This is a genomic window from Camelimonas lactis (assembly GCF_004342915.1).
GTDB classification, from domain to species: domain Bacteria; phylum Pseudomonadota; class Alphaproteobacteria; order Rhizobiales; family Beijerinckiaceae; genus Camelimonas; species Camelimonas lactis.
In genome coordinates this window covers 182458-199917 of the sequence record NZ_SLWL01000002.1, presented here as the reverse complement: position 1 = coordinate 199917, position 17460 = coordinate 182458, and the positions used below count along the sequence as shown (strand labels likewise).

The following is a 17460-nucleotide window of genomic DNA, read 5'->3' as shown; positions in this document are numbered from 1 at the left end:
GCAGGTGGAGCCATCGGCTCCCTGCCGAGGTATGCAGGCCATGACCAGCATGTTTGTCAAAATCCCCGACCTTGCGGAGAGCATCAGGCCCGTGGCCGAGCACCTTGGCGTGGACGCGGCGCGGGCGCTGGTCGCCGCCTTCGGCGGCACGGAAGTTTATGTCCCGGCGACGTTGCGTGACGATCATCCCCTGACAGTAATCGGCCATGACCTCGCCGTCGCCCTGTGCCGTAACTTCGGCGGCGAGGTTGTGGCCGTTCCGAAGGAAATGCTGACGGCAGCGGCGCGACACAGGTTGGCCGGTGAACTGGCGAAGGAGGGCATGCGCACTGCCGAGATCGCCAGGACGCTCGGCTTGACAGAGCGCCACATCTATAAGTTACTCCGCACGACGCCCCGCCCGAAGGCCATGCGGCGTCCGCTGGATTCCCGTCAGATCACGATCTTCGATTTCACCGGCGAGTGACGCCCCCCGTCATGTTCACCTGACGGGCCTCTGTGCGCCCCGACATGATCGGCTCCTGTCAACCGGAGCCGGCTCATGGACGTCGAAGACTTGCAACGATCGCTCCAGGCGATCGGTCTCTACACCCGAAACATCGACAACGATTTTGGCGGCTATACGCTGTCAGCGCTGAAACAGTTCCAGGTCAAATCTGGGCTGGAAGGCGATCCCATCCTGCCGGGCGCCCGCACGCTTGAAGCTCTGGACCGCGCTGTCGCGGCCAAGATCGCAAAGCCGGCCAACGACACCATCCCGGCTGACTGGTTGCCAGATGCGCAGATGCTGCGCGTCATCCTGCACTGGACGGCGGGAACCGGCACGGCGTCCGAAAACGACCGCGACCACTATCACGTCCTGATTGACGCCAGCCCGAAGCTGGTTCGCGGCCTGCGGTCGATTGATCAGAACGACGCCCGTGGCCTGAAGGCGCGGTACGCTCCCCACACCCTCAACTGCAACTCAGGCTCCATTGGCATCGCAATCTGCGGCATGGCCGGAGCTGTCGAGCAGCCATTCAGTCCCGGGCGCTACCCCATCACCCGCGCCCAGTGGGACCTGGCGGCGCGCGCCGTCGCCGTCCTTTGCCGTCGCTACCGGATCACGGTGTCGCCGAAGACTGTTCTCAGCCACGCGGAAGTTCAGGGCACGTTGGGCATTGTCCAACGCGGCAAATGGGACATTGCGCGCTTGCCATGGGACCCGTCCGTCGCTGGCGCCAAGGCGGTTGGCGACCTTTTCCGCGCCGCCGTCATCGCGGCCTGACCTGCCCCCGGAGGCTTTCATGCGCCGTATTCTTGGTTTTGCACTCTTGTGCGTAGCGATCGTGCTGTCGGTCGCCCTGCCATTGGCGTTTGCCAATGCCGCGACCTGTCCGCTCCCGCTTGCCGGGGCCGACGTGACCACCGTCAACCTCACGCCCGTCACCGACATGGTGTTGTCGGGGATTACCGCGACCATCGGCGCCGTCGTCGCCGTTGCCATCGGCTTCCTGAGCGTCCGCGTGAACAAATGGTTCGGCGTGTCCATCGACCAGCGCCAGCGCGATGCATTGCAGGCTGCGATCATGACTGGCGTTCACGCGGCTCTGGAGCGGATCGACGCCGCCACTGGCCCCTTGATTGTCGACGTGAAATCGAAGGTCATTTCTGACGGTCTTTCCTATGTGGTCAACGCCGTTCCTGACGCCATCAAGCATTTCAAGCTGAGTGACGACATGATCGCCGAGATGGTCGCCGCGCGGCTGAACCAGATCGCATCGGCTGATGGCTGAAGTTGCAGCCTTCCTGTCACGGGTGATTGAGGCGACCGGGCCGGCCGGCGCCATCATCGTCGCGGTGATGCTGGCGCTGGCGCTGGCATTCATCCTGATCGCCCGTGGCGCCACCATCTTCGCCGCCGGCCGGCGCGAGCAGCAGGCGACCGAATTTCAGGACAGGCTCATCAAGGCGATTGAAAGCCTGACGGCCTCTGAAGGCTCCCTCCGGGAGCAGGTGCGCCAGCTGCTCGCTGAGAACGCCGCCCTCCGTGAGCAACTGGGCGATCTGACCACGAGCGTTGACCTGCTCAGGAACCAGATGCGCCGGATGATCGCGGAAATGCGGGCCGTAAAGGATGGCCGGCTTCAGCCATCGGCAATTCAAATCCCGGATGACCATGCATGATCCCGGTGCAACTCGACGGTGGCGCCCTCCTGTTCTTCGGCATTGTCGCCGGGATGGCGGGAATCCTGATCGGAAGTATCCGCCGCGCCGTTACCGGCGACGGCGTCAACATCAACCGTCGCTTGCAGGAGATGGACCTTCGTCTCCTTGCGGCGGAGCGAAAGCTCCATGAAGTCGTCGTTGAAGTGCAACACCTGCCGTCAGCGGATGATTTCCGCGCCATGGCTGACCGCGTTGGCGAAGTCGGCGGCGATCTGAAAGCCGTTCAGGCGTCCGTACAGTCCCTGCACCGTGTCATGGAGCGGGTCGACGAATGGCTGATCGCATCATCTAACCGGAGTGGATCGGCATGAGCATGCGTCCATTGACCTACGCGGAAAAAGACCTGGAAGACGCCCGCCTGGCGATCCTCAACGAACTGTCGAAACAGACTGGCGGCGCCATGAGCGTTGAACAGCTGGTGACAGCTCTGGGGGATTGGGGCCACCGCAAGTCGGATGCAGCGGTTGAGCAGCTGCTGAACGATCTTGTGCAGGTGCAGGCGGTGCAGATGTTCCAGACGCACGCCCGGTTGCTCGCCCAGATTACCCGCGACGGCCTGAACCACGTCGCTGGTCGCCAGAAGCTCGCCCGCGTGAAGGGGCCTTTCTCCACGGATTGACCATGGCCCATGACGACGTCATCCGGCGCAATGCCCGGAAGCTCTATGTCAACCAGCGTCAGAGCCTGCCCACAATCGCCATCGCTCTGACGGTATCGGAACCGACCCTGCGGCGCTGGAAACGCGATGCAAAGGAGCGCGGCGACGACTGGGATGTCAGCCGCGCCGCGAGCACGCTGGCCGGCGAGGGTATGGAGATGCTGGTTGGCGCGGCGCTGGAAGATTTCATGGTGCTGTACCAATCGACGATCGACGCCCTGAAGGGCGATCCGGATGTGGCGCCGGCCGAACGCGTGAAGCTGATGGCCAGCCTGGCCGACGCTCTTAACAAGATGGTGTCTTCGTCGGGCCGGATCGCACCGAAAACCTCGCAGCTCGGTGTCGCCATGGACGTCCTGAAGCGCCAGGCCGAGTTCGTGCGCGAGAATTACAGCGGCGACGTCGTCAACGCCTTCGTTGAAATGCTGGAGCCGTTCAGCGTCCACCTGTCGGAGGCGTATGGATCATGAGCACTGTCACGCGCCTGACGCCGACAGCCTTCCGCGAGGCCGTGACCGGCCTTCAGGATCAGTTGCGCCGGAAGATCGAAGCCGAGGTTGACGGATTCCCGGCTGACGATGCGGCGCGTCGCCAACGGATCGCGAAGGTGCGCGATCCCGTCACCGGATACAGGTTTTTCGTTGAGACCTATTTCCCGCACTACATCAAGTCGGCGCCGAACCTGCTTCACCTCCACCTGTTCGAACGGTTCCCGCAGATTCTTGCCGACAGCAAACCCGGTCGCCGCGGCGCGCGCCTGGTCGAGATGGCGCCGCGCGGTTCGGCCAAATCGACCATGCTGACGCAGATCGGCACGCTGTATGCGGCGATCACCGGCCAGAAGAAGTTCATCATCATCGGCATGGACGCCTATGAACAGGCGGCGCTGATGCTGGAGGCCATCAAGGTCGAGCTGGAGGACAATCCGCGCCTGCAGATGGACTTTCCGGAGTGCTGCGGCGAGGGTCGCACGTGGCGCGAAGGCGAAATGGTCACCCGTAACGGCGTGCGCTTCCAGGCTGTCGGCAGCCGCCAGAAGGTGCGCGGTCGCCGCCATGGTCCGCACCGTCCCGACCTGGTCATCCTCGACGATATCGAGAATGACGAGAACGTCCGCAGCCCCGAGTTCCGGAGCAAGCTGGAATCGTGGGTGCTGAAGGCGGTCGAACCGCTGGGGCCGGCGGACGGATCGTTGGACCTGATCATCGTCGGCACATTGCTGCACTACGACGCCGTGTTGCGCCGCCTGGGCAACCGCGCTGGCTGGGAGCTGCACACCTGGCGCGCCATCATGACCTTCCCCGAGGACATGGCGGCATGGGATGCGTTCACGGAAATCGCTTTGAACGATGGCGAGGATGTCGCGAAGGCGTTCTATGAGACCAATCGCGCCGCCATGGACGCTGGCGCTGTCCTGTTCTGGCCGGCCGTCAAATCGCTTGTCTCGCTCATGTACAAACGGGCGACCAGCGAGGACAGCTTCCTGTCAGAAGACCAGAACGACCCGGTAGCCGATGGCTCCCCCTTCAAAAACATCATCTTCTGGGCGCAGAAGCTCCAGAACTGGATGTTTTTCGGGGCCGTGGACCCGTCGCTGGGCAAGCATGGCAAGAGCCGGGACCCGAGCGCCATCCTTGTCGGCGGATTCGACCGTTCGACGGGCGTGCTCGACGTGGTTGAGGCTTCCATTCGCAAGCGCCTGCCGGACGTCATCTGCGAAGACGTCATCGCCATGCAGCGCGAATGGAATTGCGTGCTCTGGGGCGTGGAGAGCGTCCAGTTTCAGGAGTTCCTGCGCACCGAAATCATGGTCAGGGCCGCCAAGCAGGGCGTTCCGCTGCCTGCCATGCCCATCATGCCGATCGCAGACAAGCATCTGCGTATCGAGCGGCTACAACCCCAGCTCGCCAGCGGTCTGATCCGCCTGCATATCTCGCAGACAACCCTGCGCGAGCAGCTGCAACAGTGGCCGAACGCTGCCCACGACGACGGCCCCGACTGCCTTGAAATGCTCTGGTCGCTTGCTATCACGCATGGGGCAGGCGGCCTGCGCCCTGACGCCATCTTGGGCGGTCGCAATGCCGCGCCAGCCCGCACCATCATGCAGGGATACCGGCTATGAGCAAAAAGCCCCGGCGCAAAGCCGTCGTGAACATGGCCGAAGCTCAGGAGCCGCGCAAGAATCTGCCGGCCGCCAGTCGCGCGCTGTTTGCCCATGCACGCAACGACATCAACATCCCGCATTATTCGGGCGCCTTGCGCCCGACCGATGATGTTCTGATCCAGCGCGGCAAGGGCATTGAACTGTACCGGGAGGTGCTGCGCGATGGCCGGGCCTTCACCACGCTGCAGAAGCGCAAGCGCGCCCTGATCGCCCGCGAATGGACCGTGAAGGCCGCGTCGGAAGAAGCGGTGGACATGCGCGCGGCCGAGCTGGTTGACCGCATTTTCACCCGCCTGCCGTTCGATCAGATCACGCTCAACATGCTGGACGCCACCCTGATGGGGTTTTCTGTCCAGGATACAGTGTGGGATCGCGACGGCTTCGAGATCGTCCCGACCAAAATCCAGAAGATCGATCAGACCCGCGTGGTTTTTGACATCGACTGGAAGCCGCGCCTGCTGACGCGGCAACACATGCTCGATGGCGAGCCGTGGCCGGAGCGGAAGGCTATCGTGCACCGCTTCGACCAGGACGATGCCTCCGATCCTTACGGCTTTGGCCTCGGCCGCATCCTGTTCTGGCATACCTTGTTCAAGCGTGAGGGCGTGGCGTTCTGGCTGAAGGCGCTGGAGCGCTTTGCCATGCCTCTGCCCGTCGCCAAGTATCCTGTTGGCACGTTGCCCGCTGACCAGAACCGGTTGCTGGATGCCCTGGCCGGTGCCATCGCAGGCGGCGCCATGGCGGTGCCGGCTGGCACCGAAGTCATGTTCGCGCAGGCGGCCCTGTCTGGCACCCTGACGCACGAATCGTGGTGCCGTTATTGGGACGAGCAGACTGCTGAAACAGTTCTGGGCGAGACGCTGACCACCAACGTCGGCGGCAATGGATCGCGGGCGGCGGCTGAGGTGCACCGCGACACCAAAGATGAGCTGATCGATGGCGATGCTGATCTGGTCAGCGCCACGTTGCAGGATTCCGTTGTCCGGTGGATTTGCGAATACAATATTCCTGATGCGCATCCGCCGTCGATCCAGCGGCTTCGTCCATCCAACGTGAAGGCCGAAGAGGAAGCGAAGACGGCTCGGGCGCAACGGCGCGCCGCCGACATCAACACCCTGTTCAAGATGCAATCGAACGGTTTCGCGCCGGAGAACATGGCCGAGGCGCTGACGGAAATCATGGAGCGGCCGATTGTCGTCTGCACGCCGGTTCCGCCGCCTTCCGGGAGCAAGCCCAATGCCGGTTCACCATCATTCGCAGGGCCAGATCAGCGGCCATTGCTCGACCAGCTGATTGACGCCTCGGCCCCGATGCGGGCGGCGTGGATCGAGCGCATCCGTGAGGCCATGGATGATCTGATCGCCAGGGGCGGGAGCCTGGCCGATCTGCCGGACGCACTTCTGGAAATCTACCCTGACCTGGACACCGCAGAGCTGGGCGCATTGCTTGGTGACGCCTTCGCGCTCGCGGATCTGCAAGGCCGTGCGTCGGTCATCGACGATATCGGCGACGGCGATGCGCCATGACGGACGATCCCCGCAGCTTCGCTGACGATTTCAACGTCGTTTTCAAAGAGCAGGCCGATTTCTTCCGGCAGAAGGTTTCGCTACCGTCCAAATCGTGGCGCGAGCTGACCGGCAATGCCCATGATCGCGCCTTTGTCGTCGCTGGCGTGGAAAAGGAGGCCGTTCTTACAGAGCTGCGCGCAGCGATCGACAAGGCGATTGCCAGAGGCACCACGCTGGAAGAGTTCCGGAAGGACTTTGACAGGACGGTTGCGAAGCACGGCTGGATTGGCGGGGCAGGCGAGAACAACACTGCCTGGCGGACACGCGTCATCTACGAGACCAATATCCGCACCTCCAGAATGGCCGGCCGGCTGAAGCAGCTGCGCGATCCGGACGTGTTGGCGCTCCGGCCATACTGGATGTATCGCCATGCCGACCTTCGCCAGCCGCTGAAACCCCGCGAAGAGCATGCAGACTGGGACGGACTTGTCCTTCTGCATGATGATCCATGGTGGAAGACACATTTTCCGCCGAATGGCTGGCTGTGTTCCTGCGGTATCCGCCCGCTTTCCAGGCGCGAAGCGACCCGCGAGCAGGAAAAGCGCGGCAAAGCCTCCATGATCGACGATGCGCCGCCGCTGAACCTGCATGGCGTGGTTGATCCGAAGACCGGCGAGACGGTCATGGTGCCATCCGGAATCGATTTCGGGTGGGATCACATGCCTGGCGACAGCTGGGAGCGCGGGCTTGTGCCCCCCGAGCTTCAACGGCCGCTGCCAGCCGCCGGAGAGGCTGCTCCAGACGTTTCCCTGCCGCCGCTCAGCGATTATGGCCGGGCGAGCGCAGTGCGCGACCTGCCCGCCGGTTCGGCGATCGGGACTTACGTTGACGCCGTGCTGGGCATGTTCGGGGCGGGCAGGGGCGAAAACGGTGCTTCCGTCTATCGTGACGAAGCCGGTGGCGCCGTCGTCATCAGCGAGGCGATGTTTCAGGCGTCCGACGGCCTCGGCAAGGCCATCAAGCGCACCGTTGGCGGCGACTATCTGCGCGCGGCCGAAGCCCTGAAAGACCCAGACGAAATCTGGGTGGACTGGGAAACGGATGAGCGGACAAGCCGACCCGTGCTTCGTCGCCGATACATTCGGTACGATGGCGACAGGTCATCTGTCGCCGTATTCACATGGGGGCAGAACGGCTGGGAGGCTGAAAACCTGTTTGCTGCATCGGGGGACGGCGCTGACCCTGAACGTCAGGCCGCCTGGCTGCGCCACGGCGCGATGCTCTATCGGCGGAAGCTGGCCGGGGCCGCCTCATGATCATTCCGATCACCATCAAATTCGATCCGGACAGCCCCGGCTTCCTGCAATTTGAGAAGCTGACGGGCAAGATCGAAACAATCGCGCCTGGCCTGCTGAAAAACATCGGAGATGCCTTGCTCGCGACGACGGCCGACCGCTTCGACAGCCAGACTGCCCCGGATGGTTCGAAGTGGGCTCCGCTGAAGCCTCTGACCGTCATGATCCGGGGTTCTGCGACCCCGATCCTTCGCGTTTCTGGCGAGCTAAAGGATTCAGTGACCCGTCAGGTAGAGGGCTGGTCGCTTCGCATCGGCCCAAACAAGGTCTACGCCGCTGCCCAGCAGTTCGGCGCGACGATCGAAGGTTCGCCCCTACGCATCCCGCTCGGCAAGGCAGCGAAAGGCCCCGCTGGGAACAAGCGCGGTGCGGTATTTGTGCAATCGGTGACGCTGACGCCCCGGCCATACATTGGCGTCGGCCCAGAGGACGAACGCGCTATTCAGGAGACGTCTGAAGATTGGTTCGCGTTGGATGGGTGAGCCGCGACAGCGTCAGAATGGCCGGCGCGCCGAAAGTTCTCTAACTTTCGCTTCCAGAAAGTTCGGCTGGTTCAAACTTTCGGCGGTTTGCGATCACTTCGGTCGTGAAACGCTATGATCGGCCTACGTTTACAAGTGATCATGTTGTGATCGGAAAGGTGCAGAAGATCGCGCTGGTTCTGCATATTCCGTGCAAAAGCGATCATCGTCCGCGCCGCCCGTATTTGCCCCCGAAACCCTTGTCACGTCACGGGTTCGCCGCCGCCGGCTTTCGCCCTATCAGGGTGCAAATGATCACCCCCCCCTACAAATCCTCGTCGACCGGCCGGCGCTTTCCATGCATAACCTCGCCGTGGCGGCGATGATCGTGCTGGCGCGGGAGCCCGAGAGCCTGCTTGGCCCCGGATTCCAGATGTCGTTCGCCGCCGTCGCCGGTCTGATCGTGCTGGCCGGCCATGGCTCCGTCACCCCGGGGGCGCCGCGCCAGCGCCGCCCGCAACCTGGCCTCGTCCGCCGCGTGACGGCGCCGTTGCTCGCCGTGGGGTTGACGACCCTCGTCTGTGAAATGGCCACCGGACCATTCAGCATCTGGCATTTCCAGTCGATCTATCCGCTCGGGATGATTGGCAACGCCATGACGTTGCCCTTTCTCTCACTGGTGGTGATGCCCGCCGCCGTGATTGGCGTGGCGCTGACGCCGCTTGGCCTCGACTGGCCGGTATGGTGGGTGATGGGGGCGGCGACCGAACCGGTGCTGTATGTCTCCATGCGCATCGCGGCCACGCCCCATGCGGTCGCCGGCATCGCCGCGCCCGGATCCGGCGCGCTGCTATGTCTGAGCGCGGCCATCGTCTGGTTCGTTACCTGGCGCACGCCCCTGCGCTGGCTCGCCCTCGCGCCAGGTCTGGCCGGCGTCGTGCTGGTGCAGCTCACGCAACCACCGGACGTGCTGGCCGACCGGCAGGGGCGCGGGGCGCTGGTGATCCATGGGCCGGGACGTGACGCGGAAGGACGGCGGCGCGTCACCCTGCTGGGAACGCCGTCGTCGTTCACGGCGGAGCAGTGGTTGCGCGCCATCGGCGATTCGCGAACCGCCGCCGATCCCTCCCTGCGGACTGGCGCGCGCTGCGATTCCCTCGGCTGCATCGCCGTGCGTGATGACGGCGGCGCGGTGGCCTGGAGCCGGGAGCGGCGGGCCATGTTTGAGGATTGCGCCCGCGCCGACGTGGTCGTCTCGCCGCATCGCGCCCCGGCAGGCTGCCAGGCGGCGGTGGTGCTCGACCGCTCCGCGCTGGAGCAACTGGGCGCCGCCAGCATCCGCCTGCACGAGGGAACGGCCACGGTGAAACGGGCGCGCCTCGCGGAGGAAAACTGGCCCTGGACCCCGTCGCCGCCATCCCGCTATCGTCAGCCCACCCGCCGTTTTTTCAATCCGTCCCCGGCGGAGGCGCCGGAGCGGAGCCTGGAAGCCGCCGCCTCCGCGCCCGCGTCAGCCCCCGGGCAAACGTCGCAACTGCAGGCAGAGCCGCATGGCGAGGCGCCTGTAGAGGATGCGGCCGCGCTGGCGAATTGAACGCTCAGGCAAACCGGCGGGAAGCGGCGGCTTCCTGTTATCTGCAAGGTCCTGAACAAATGTCTGGATCAAGCTGCTGGATCGCTTGCCAGCTCAGCTGCCAGATCACCTCGGCCGATATCTCCGCATGGATCTCGCGCGCCGCACAGGGCGCGTTGCGGCGAGCGGCCTTCAGTACCGGCGGACCAGGCTGACAAGCTTGCCCTGGATCTTGACCCGCCCGGCCGGCAACACCCGGTTCTCGAATTGCGGATTGGCCGCCTCCAGTTCAACGCTGGACCCCCGCTTGCGCAGACGTTTCAGGGTTGCCTCCTCATCATCGATCAACGCGACGATGATATCGCCATTGTCGGCGGAATCCTGACGGCGGATCACCACCGTGTCGCCCTCCAGAATGCCGGCGTTGACCATCGAATCGCCACGCACCTCCAAGGCGTAATGTTCGCCAGTTCCCAGCAGACCGGCGGGGAGGGGAATGCTTTCGCCCTGATGTTGAATGGCGCTGATCGGCACACCGGCGGCGATGCGGCCAATCAGCGGCACGGCGATGACTCCCGGGACCTGCGCATCCGCCGTTTCCGGCCCGGCGCCATCGCTGCCTGCGCGGTTTGCCGTTGCGCCGCCGCCATTGCCCGCGGCGCCCCTGCCGCCCGTCAGCACGCGCGGCCGGAAGCCAGCCTGCGCCGGTTTGACGCCAGCTCCCTGCTGGATCTCGGGCACGCGCAACACTTCAACGGCCCGCGCCCGGTTGGGTAGCCGGCGGATGAAACCCCGCTCCTCCAGGGCCATGATCAGACGGTGGATGCCTGACTTCGACCTGAGGTCAAGCGCCTCCTTCATTTCATCAAAAGAGGGGGGAACGCCGGTTTCCTGAAGGCGTTCATGGATGAAACGCAAAAGCTCGTGCTGTTTGGCCGTCAACATTGTTGTCCATCCCCCGATGACAGGCCTGCCTGCGGCGCGCCGCGACGCCGGTTGTCAGGACGAAGCGCTCAGGCCGAATCTGTTACGAAACAAATCATGAACAGCAATACATGTTCCCTCTGTGTTCCGCAATATGTGATTGGCGTCCTGTTGCCGCGAAACGGCGGAGGGCGTTGCAGAGGCGACGTCATGCGCGGACGCCCATGCTCAGGCTCACGCTGACGCAAGGGCGCCGCGACGCCAGGATTTCGCGCCGCCGGGCCCTGCGTATCCGGCGCCGGATACGCGCGGCGGCGGCGGTTGACACGGGCAATGGTACTCACCAGTATCATGATCAAGAATAAAGGCATTTCATAAAATATGGCGACTGCGCCGGGAGTGAAACATGTCTGCTACGGACGATAACGCCGCGCATATCGAGGTCGATGCGCTGAAGGCGCGTTACCGGGAGGAGCGGGACCGGCGTCTGCGCGCCGACGGCAACCAGCAATACGCCGCCATGACCGGCGCGTTCGCGCATTATCTGGACGATCCTTACGTGGAGGCGGGCTTCACCCGCGAGCCGGTGCGCGAAACCGTCGACGCCGTGGTGATCGGCGGCGGTTTCGGCGGTCTGCTGTCTGGCGCGCGCCTGCGCGAGGCGGGGATCGAATCATTCCGCATCATCGAGAAGGGCGGCGACTTCGGCGGCACCTGGTACTGGAACCGCTATCCGGGCGCCGCCTGTGATACGGAAAGCTATATCTACCTGCCGCTGCTGGAAGAAACTGGCTACACGCCACAGCGCAAATATGCCCGCGCGCCCGAAATCCTCGCCCAGGCCCAGCGGGTGGCCCGCCATTTCGACCTTTACCCCCACGCCCTGTTCCAGACGGTGGCGACGGAGATGCGATGGGATGAGGCGGCCGCGCGCTGGCATGTGCGCACGGATCGCGGCGATGAGATCGCCGCGCGGTTCGTCATTCTCGTCGGCGGCCCGCTCGACCGGCCGAAACTGCCGGGCATCCCGGGTGTCGAGACTTTCAAGGGCCACAGCTTCCACACCAGTCGCTGGGATTACGCCTACACGGGCGGTGATTCCCACGGCAACCTGACTGGCCTTGCCGACAGGCGTGTCGGCATCATCGGCACCGGCGCCACGGCGGTGCAGTGCGTGCCGCATCTTGGCGAGTGGTCGAAGGAGTTGTTCGTCTTCCAGCGCACGCCATCGTCCATCGATGTGCGCGATGACCGGCCCACCGACATGGCGTGGGCAGACTCGCTCCAGCCTGGCTGGCAGCGCGAGCGCATGGACAATTTCACCGCCGTCGTCTCGGGCGGGGACTTCGAGGAGGACCTGGTCAACGACGGCTGGACCGATCTCATCGGCAACATCCTGCTCGCCGCCCGGCGCAAGCAGAAGCAGGGCGAGGTCGTTGAGAATCCGGAAAAGCTGATCGAACTGGCCGACTTCCAGAAGATGGAGCGGGTGCGCGCCCGGGTCGATTCCATTGTTCAGGACCCGGCCGTGGCGGCGGCGCTGAAGCCCTGGTACAGCCAGTTCTGCAAGCGGCCGTGTTTCCACGACGGCTACCTGCCGACCTTCAACCGCCCCAACGTTCACCTCATCGACACGGCGGGGCGGGGCGTGGAGCGCATCACCGAAACTGGCGTGGTGGTCGACGGCAAGCTGTATGAACTGGACTGTCTGATCTACGCCACCGGCTTCGAGGTCGGCACCGACATCACCCGCCGCTTCGGCCTGGAAGTTCACGGCCGCGACGGCCTGACCCTGACGGAAAAATGGAAGGATGGGGCGGAAACCTTCCACGGCCTGTTCTCGCGCGGTTTTCCCAACTGCTTCATCGTCACGCCGATCCAGTCGGGCCAGAGCCCGAATTTCCAGCACATGCTGGATGAGCAGACCCGCCATATCGGCTGGCTGCTGCGGCAGATGCGCGAACGCGGCGCGGTGACGGTGGAGGCGACGGAGGCGGCGGAAAAGGCGTGGGTCGACGCCTGCGTCAAGGTTGCCCGCGCCCGCGTTCCCTACCTGGAGGAATGCACGCCGGGCTACTACAATAACGAAGGCAACGTGAACAACATGCGGGTGCTGAAGAACAACCAGTACTGGCGCGGCCCGACCGTGTTCCTGCGCATGTGGGACGCCTGGCGCGAGAAGGGCGACATGGACGGGCTGGAGCTCGGCTATGAGAAGCGGGCCGCGGCGGAATAAGACGCACCGGCCGCCATCGCTCCGGCGCGGCGGCCAGGCCGGGGCGCCCAGGCCAGGATCACGGTCAACGCCGTGATCGCCGGGCGCCGCCGCTCAAAAACATCCGGCGCCTCCCTGGAGCGCGCCGGACGCTGTCCTGTGATGTCCGGCTGGCTGGAATATGCTCAGTCCCGCGCCAGCAGCGCCCGGGTCGCGGCGGTCACGTCGTCCTGGCGCATCAGGCTTTCGCCAACCAGATAGGCGTTGACCTTGCAGGCGGCGAGGCGGGCGATGTCCTGCGGCGTGAAGATGCCGCTCTCGCCGACCAGCACGCGGTCGGCCGGCACGCGCGGGGCCAGGCGTTCGGTCACCGCCAGCGACACCTCGAAGGTGCGCAGGTCGCGGTTGTTGACGCCGATCAGCCGCGACGGCAGCTTCAGGGCGCGCTCCAGCTCCTCGCCGTCGTGCACTTCCACCAGCGTGTCCATGCCAAGGCGCGCGGCGGTCTGCGTCAGCTCAAGGGCGGTTGCGTCGTCGACCGAGGCCATGATGACCAGGATGCAGTCCGCGCCCCACGCCCTGGCCTCGAACACCTGGTAAGGATCGTAGAGAAAATCCTTGCGCAACGCCGGCAGGGCGCAGGCCGCCCGGGCCGCCTTCAGGAAATCCGGGCTGCCCTGAAACGACGGCGTATCGGTCAGCACCGACAGGCAGGCGGCGCCGCCGGCCTCATAGGCGCGGGCCAGCGCCGGCGGATCGAAATCAGCGCGGATCAGCCCCTTTGACGGGCTGGCCTTCTTGATCTCGGCGATCAGCGCCGGCAGGCCCGCGGCGATCTTGCGCTCCAGCGCGGCCAGGAAGCCGCGCGGCGCCGGGGCGGCGGCGGCGCGCCGCTCGATCTCCGCCTGCGGAATCGCGGCCTTCGCGGCGGCGATTTCTTCCAGCTTGTAGGCGCCGATGCGCTCCAGAACGTTGCTCATGCCGTTGCTCCCGCGTGGCTCGCCACGGCCAGCTTTTCCAGGACCTTGCGCGCCGCGCCGCTGTCGATCGCCTGCGCCGCCAGGGCGACGCCGGCTGCCAGATCATCAGCCTTGCCGGCGACGACCAGCGCCGCGCCGGCGTTCATCAGCACGATGTCGCGATAGGCGCCCGCCTCGCCCTGGAGCAGGCGCATGGCGGCGGAGGCGTTATGCTCCGGGTCGCCGCCCTTCAGGTCTTCGAGGCTGGCCCGCTTCAGGCCCACGTCCTCGGGCTGTACGGTGAACGTGCGCACCGCGCCGTCTTCCAGGGCCACCACCTGGGTAGGCCCCGTGGTGGTGATCTCGTCCAGCCCGTCGGAGCCATGCACCGCCCATACCCGCTCGGCGCCGAGCGTTTGCAGCACGCGCACCATCGGCTCCAGCCACATGGCCGAGAACGAGCCGAGCAACTGGCGCTTCACCGAAGCCGGGTTCGAAAGCGGCCCCAAGATATTGAAGATGGTTCGCGCCCCCAGTTCGGTGCGCACCGGAGCCACATGGCGCATGGACGGGTGGTGATTGGGCGCGAACATGAAGCCGATGCCGGCCTCCCGGATGCAGCGGGCGATGTCGGCCGGGCCGAGGTCCAGATTGATCCCGAGCGCCAGCAGAACGTCGGCGGAGCCGGATTTGGACGATGCGGCGCGGTTGCCGTGCTTGGCCACCGGGACGCCGCAGGCGGCGATGACGAAGGCGCTGAGGGTCGAGACATTCCAGGTGCCGACATTGTCGCCGCCGGTGCCGACGATGTCGATGGCGTCCGCCGGCGCTTCGACCGCCGCCATGCGGCCGCGCATGGCGCTGACGGCGCCGACGATCTCGTCCAGGCTTTCGCCGCGCACCCGCAGGGCCATCAGAAAGGCGCCGGCCTGGGAGGGCGTGACCTCACCCGAAAGCAGGTTTTCGAAGGCGGCGCGGGCTTCGTCGCGGGTCAGCGCCGCGCCGGTCGCAACCTTGGCGATGAAGGGTTTGAAAGCGTCCATGGCGTCCGTCAATGTCCAGCGGTTGCCGCGGCGCTCCAGGCGGCGGCCAGGTTGAAGAAGTTTCGCATCATGGTCGCGCCGTACTCGGAGAGAATGCTTTCCGGGTGGAATTGCACCCCGTGCACCGGCAGGCTGACATGCGAAAGGGCCATGATCTGGCCGTCGTCGGTCTCGGCGGTGATCGCCAGTTCGGCCGGGCAGGTGTTCCGGTCGACAATCAGCGAATGGTAGCGGGTGGCGTTGAACGGGCCGTCGATCCCTTCAAAGATCGTCTGGCCCGTGTGGCGCACGGCGGAAACCTTGCCGTGCATTGGCAGCGGCGCGCGCACCACCTGGCCGCCGTAGGCCTGGCCGATCGACTGCAGGCCGAGGCAGACGCCAAACACCGGGATGCGGCCGCCCAGATCGCGGATCACGTCGAGGCAGACGCCGGCCTCATTGGGCGTGCATGGCCCCGGCGACAGCACGATGGCGTCCGGCGCCATGGCGGCGATGTCGGCCGTGGTCAGCGTGTCGTTGCGGTGCACGTCCACCTGCGGGCCCAGGGCGCCGATCAGGTGCACCAGGTTCCAGGTGAATGAGTCGTAATTGTCGATAAGAACCACGCGCGTCATGGCAGGGCCTTTATCATTCGGGACGTTTTTCGGGAATGCGACTTCCGCTTTCCGTGAAAATACGTCAGCGCACGGGACGCACAGATTTCGCTCTGGCGATGGGCAGGATCGGCCCGGCAGGGGGCCGCTTGTCAGCAGCTTCGCCAGCGCCAGGACGCATTCATCCCTGCCGGCGTTGGCGCCACCTGAGTGATGTTCAGCTTCCGCCACATGTTCACTGGCTGCGCCCGGCTTTTCACTGGCTGCGCCCGGCTTTTCATTGGCTGCGCCCGGCTTGCCCAGCCACCCGGATCGCCTCTTCGGCGGCGCGGAACAGGGCCTTCGACTTGTTGACGCATTCCATCAGCTCCGACTTCGGATCGGAATCATAGACCACGCCGGCGCCGGCCTGCACCGCCATTTTGCCGTCCTTGACGATGGCGGTGCGCAGCACGATGCAGGTGTCCATGTCGCCATTGGCGCTGAAATAGCCAATGCAGCCGCCGAACGGGCCGCGCCGCTCCAGCTCCAGCTCGTCGATGATCTCCATGGCCCGCACCTTGGGCGCGCCCGAGAGCGTGCCCGCCGGGAAGCCGGCGACCAGCGCGTCCAGCGCGTCAAAGCGCGGATCCTGCGCGCCCTCCACGTTGGAGACAATGTGCTGCACGTGGCTGTAGTGCTCCAGCACGAAGCTCTCCGTCACCTTCACCGTGCCGATCTGCGACACGCGGCCCACGTCGTTGCGGCCGAGGTCGAGCAGCATCAGGTGCTCGGAGCGCTCCTTGGGATCAGCCAGCAGTTCCTCGCCGAGGCGGCGGTCTTCCTCTGGCGTGGCGCCGCGTGGACGTGTGCCGGCGAGGGGGCGGATGGTGACCTTGCCCTCGCGCGAGCGCACCAGAATTTCCGGGCTGGAGCAGACCAGCTGGAAGTCGCCGAAGTCGAGGAAGCTGAGATAGGGCGACGGGTTGATGCGGCGCAGCGCCCGGTACAGCGACAGCGCCGGCAGGGTGAACGGCGCCTCGAAGCGCTGGCCCAGCACCACCTGGAAAATGTCGCCGGCCCGCACATAGTCGCGGGCTTTCTCCACCATGGCGATGAAGGTTTCCGGCGGCGTGTTGGACACCGCTTCCGGCTCCGCCATCTCTGTCACGTCAGCCTGGTCCACGACCGGCAGCGGCGCGCTCAGCGCCGCGACGGCGGCCTCCAGCCGCTCCTGGGCGCCGGCGAGGGCGGCGCTGGCGGCGACGCCGGCCTGCGGACGCACCGGCGTCACCAGGATCAGCTCATCCTTCAGCGAATCGAACACGGCCATCACCGTGGGGCGCACCATGATCGCCTCCGGAACGCCGAGCGCGTCCGGGTTGATGTGCGGCAGGCGCTCCATGTGGCGCACCATGTCGTAACCCAGATAGCCGAATACGCCGGCGGCCATCGGCGGCAAGCCCGCCGGCAGGTCAATGGCGCTCTCGCTGATCAGGGCGCGCAGGCTCTCCAGCGGCCCCGCCGCCTCGTCGACGAACGCCTCGGGATCGCGCGCCGCCTGGCGGTTGATCTGGGCCTTGCCGTTGACGCAGCGCCAGATGAGATCTGGCGCGATGCCGATCATCGAATAACGCCCGCGCACCGACAGGTCCTGCACGGTTTCCAGCAGGAAGCTGGGGCCGGCGGCCTGCGACAGGCGGATATAGGCGCCGAGCGGCGTCTCCAGGTCCGCCAGAAAGCGGACGGCGAGGGTGAACGGCCGGCCCGCGGCGTAAAGCGCGGCGGCGTTCTCGAGGGAAGGTTCGAACTGCATCGTT

18 protein-coding genes are annotated in these 17460 nt (G+C 65.5%); 13 read left to right on the top strand and 5 right to left on the bottom strand.

Features of this window, described 5'->3' with window-relative positions; translation table 11 throughout:
- Positions 1-40: 40 nt before the first annotated feature.
- The 12 genes from EV666_RS03835 to EV666_RS03780 all read left to right on the top strand — a co-directional run bounded on the left by EV666_RS03835 (position 41) and on the right by EV666_RS03780 (position 9948).
- Positions 41-466, top strand: a complete 426-nt coding sequence (locus EV666_RS03835; protein ID WP_165909887.1) for a Mor transcription activator family protein — start codon at positions 41-43, stop codon at positions 464-466.
- A 75-nt stretch (positions 467-541) separates the two neighbouring features.
- Positions 542-1267, top strand: a complete 726-nt coding sequence (locus EV666_RS03830; RefSeq protein ID WP_132003338.1) for a peptidoglycan recognition protein family protein — start codon at positions 542-544, stop codon at positions 1265-1267.
- A 19-nt stretch (positions 1268-1286) separates the two neighbouring features.
- Positions 1287-1775, top strand: coding sequence for a hypothetical protein (locus tag EV666_RS03825; protein WP_132003336.1), 489 nt, complete (start codon positions 1287-1289; stop codon positions 1773-1775).
- Positions 1768-2166, top strand: coding sequence for a hypothetical protein (locus tag EV666_RS03820; protein ID WP_132003334.1), 399 nt, complete (start codon positions 1768-1770; stop codon positions 2164-2166). The genes EV666_RS03825 and EV666_RS03820 overlap by 8 nt, the downstream gene beginning before the upstream one ends.
- Positions 2163-2519: a DUF2730 family protein gene (locus tag EV666_RS03815; protein ID WP_132003331.1), complete on the top strand. Its 357-nt coding sequence runs from the start codon at positions 2163-2165 to the stop codon at positions 2517-2519. Before EV666_RS03820 ends, EV666_RS03815 begins: the two co-directional genes overlap by 4 nt.
- Positions 2516-2827 carry a hypothetical protein gene (locus tag EV666_RS03810; RefSeq protein ID WP_132003328.1) on the top strand — a complete coding sequence of 104 codons (312 nt, stop codon included), beginning with the start codon at positions 2516-2518 and terminating at the stop codon, positions 2825-2827. Before EV666_RS03815 ends, EV666_RS03810 begins: the two co-directional genes overlap by 4 nt.
- Positions 2828-2829: 2 nt before the next feature.
- A complete protein-coding gene (locus EV666_RS03805) occupies positions 2830-3336 on the top strand; it encodes a DUF1804 family protein (RefSeq protein WP_132003326.1) in 507 nt (168 codons plus the stop codon).
- Positions 3333-4988: a phage terminase large subunit gene (gene terL, locus EV666_RS03800; protein WP_132003324.1), complete on the top strand. Its 1656-nt coding sequence runs from the start codon at positions 3333-3335 to the stop codon at positions 4986-4988. The genes EV666_RS03805 and terL overlap by 4 nt, the downstream gene beginning before the upstream one ends.
- Positions 4985-6556, top strand: a complete 1572-nt coding sequence (locus EV666_RS03795) for a phage portal protein family protein (protein WP_132003322.1) — start codon at positions 4985-4987, stop codon at positions 6554-6556. The genes terL and EV666_RS03795 overlap by 4 nt, the downstream gene beginning before the upstream one ends.
- Positions 6553-7854 carry a PBECR2 nuclease fold domain-containing protein gene (locus EV666_RS03790; protein ID WP_132003320.1) on the top strand — a complete coding sequence of 434 codons (1302 nt, stop codon included), beginning with the start codon at positions 6553-6555 and terminating at the stop codon, positions 7852-7854. The genes EV666_RS03795 and EV666_RS03790 overlap by 4 nt, the downstream gene beginning before the upstream one ends.
- Positions 7851-8375 (top strand): phage virion morphogenesis protein, encoded by a 525-nt coding sequence (locus EV666_RS03785; protein WP_132003318.1) that lies wholly within the window; start codon positions 7851-7853, stop codon positions 8373-8375. Before EV666_RS03790 ends, EV666_RS03785 begins: the two co-directional genes overlap by 4 nt.
- 190 nt (positions 8376-8565) lie before the next feature.
- Complete coding sequence (locus tag EV666_RS03780; RefSeq protein ID WP_280990820.1) at positions 8566-9948, top strand: ComEC/Rec2 family competence protein; 1383 nt, start codon at positions 8566-8568, stop codon at positions 9946-9948.
- A 171-nt stretch (positions 9949-10119) separates the two neighbouring features.
- Here EV666_RS03780 and lexA read toward each other — a convergent pair whose 3' ends face one another.
- Positions 10120-10872, bottom strand: a complete 753-nt coding sequence (gene lexA / locus EV666_RS03775) for a transcriptional repressor LexA (RefSeq protein WP_132003314.1) — start codon at positions 10870-10872, stop codon at positions 10120-10122.
- Positions 10873-11257: 385 nt separating this feature from the next.
- On the opposite strand from lexA, the gene EV666_RS03770 reads away from it, so the two are divergent.
- On the top strand, positions 11258-13087 hold the full coding sequence (locus EV666_RS03770; RefSeq protein ID WP_132003312.1) for a flavin-containing monooxygenase: 1830 nt from the start codon (positions 11258-11260) through the stop codon (positions 13085-13087).
- A 164-nt stretch (positions 13088-13251) separates the two neighbouring features.
- On the opposite strand, the gene trpC is transcribed toward EV666_RS03770, so the two are convergent.
- From trpC to trpE, 4 genes are all read right to left on the bottom strand, one after another.
- Entirely contained in the window at positions 13252-14046 is a 795-nt protein-coding gene (gene trpC, locus EV666_RS03765; protein WP_132003310.1) for an indole-3-glycerol phosphate synthase TrpC, read from the bottom strand.
- Positions 14043-15068 carry an anthranilate phosphoribosyltransferase gene (gene trpD / locus EV666_RS03760; protein WP_132003308.1) on the bottom strand — a complete coding sequence of 342 codons (1026 nt, stop codon included), beginning with the start codon at positions 15066-15068 and terminating at the stop codon, positions 14043-14045. The genes trpC and trpD overlap by 4 nt, the downstream gene beginning before the upstream one ends.
- A gap of 8 nt (positions 15069-15076) precedes the next feature.
- Positions 15077-15682, bottom strand: a complete 606-nt coding sequence (locus tag EV666_RS03755) for an anthranilate synthase component II (protein ID WP_132003306.1) — start codon at positions 15680-15682, stop codon at positions 15077-15079.
- Positions 15683-15938: 256 nt separating this feature from the next.
- The gene (trpE, locus tag EV666_RS03750; protein ID WP_132003303.1) at positions 15939-17456 is read right to left on the bottom strand and encodes an anthranilate synthase component I; all 1518 of its coding nucleotides are present in this window, start codon (positions 17454-17456) and stop codon (positions 15939-15941) included.
- Positions 17457-17460 lie beyond the last annotated feature (4 nt).

Excerpts from the sequence above, each read along its gene's own strand:
- EV666_RS03825 (WP_132003336.1), top strand. The coding sequence starts at position 1,287 with ATGCGCCGTATTCTTGGTTTTGCACTCTTGTGCGTAGCGATCGTGCTG.
- trpC (WP_132003310.1), bottom strand. The coding sequence starts at position 14,046 with ATGAGCAACGTTCTGGAGCGCATCGGCGCCTACAAGCTGGAAGAAATC.
- EV666_RS03805 (WP_132003326.1), top strand. The coding sequence starts at position 2,830 with ATGGCCCATGACGACGTCATCCGGCGCAATGCCCGGAAGCTCTATGTC.
- EV666_RS03790 (WP_132003320.1), top strand. The coding sequence starts at position 6,553 with ATGACGGACGATCCCCGCAGCTTCGCTGACGATTTCAACGTCGTTTTC.
- EV666_RS03835 (WP_165909887.1), top strand. The coding sequence starts at position 41 with ATGACCAGCATGTTTGTCAAAATCCCCGACCTTGCGGAGAGCATCAGG.
- EV666_RS03795 (WP_132003322.1), top strand. The coding sequence starts at position 4,985 with ATGAGCAAAAAGCCCCGGCGCAAAGCCGTCGTGAACATGGCCGAAGCT.
- trpE (WP_132003303.1), bottom strand. The coding sequence starts at position 17,456 with ATGCAGTTCGAACCTTCCCTCGAGAACGCCGCCGCGCTTTACGCCGCG.
- trpD (WP_132003308.1), bottom strand. The coding sequence starts at position 15,068 with ATGGACGCTTTCAAACCCTTCATCGCCAAGGTTGCGACCGGCGCGGCG.
- EV666_RS03770 (WP_132003312.1), top strand. The coding sequence starts at position 11,258 with ATGTCTGCTACGGACGATAACGCCGCGCATATCGAGGTCGATGCGCTG.
- lexA (WP_132003314.1), bottom strand. The coding sequence starts at position 10,872 with ATGTTGACGGCCAAACAGCACGAGCTTTTGCGTTTCATCCATGAACGC.
- EV666_RS03820 (WP_132003334.1), top strand. The coding sequence starts at position 1,768 with ATGGCTGAAGTTGCAGCCTTCCTGTCACGGGTGATTGAGGCGACCGGG.
- EV666_RS03810 (WP_132003328.1), top strand. The coding sequence starts at position 2,516 with ATGAGCATGCGTCCATTGACCTACGCGGAAAAAGACCTGGAAGACGCC.
- EV666_RS03815 (WP_132003331.1), top strand. The coding sequence starts at position 2,163 with ATGATCCCGGTGCAACTCGACGGTGGCGCCCTCCTGTTCTTCGGCATT.
- EV666_RS03755 (WP_132003306.1), bottom strand. The coding sequence starts at position 15,682 with ATGACGCGCGTGGTTCTTATCGACAATTACGACTCATTCACCTGGAAC.
- EV666_RS03830 (WP_132003338.1), top strand. The coding sequence starts at position 542 with ATGGACGTCGAAGACTTGCAACGATCGCTCCAGGCGATCGGTCTCTAC.
- EV666_RS03785 (WP_132003318.1), top strand. The coding sequence starts at position 7,851 with ATGATCATTCCGATCACCATCAAATTCGATCCGGACAGCCCCGGCTTC.
- terL (WP_132003324.1), top strand. The coding sequence starts at position 3,333 with ATGAGCACTGTCACGCGCCTGACGCCGACAGCCTTCCGCGAGGCCGTG.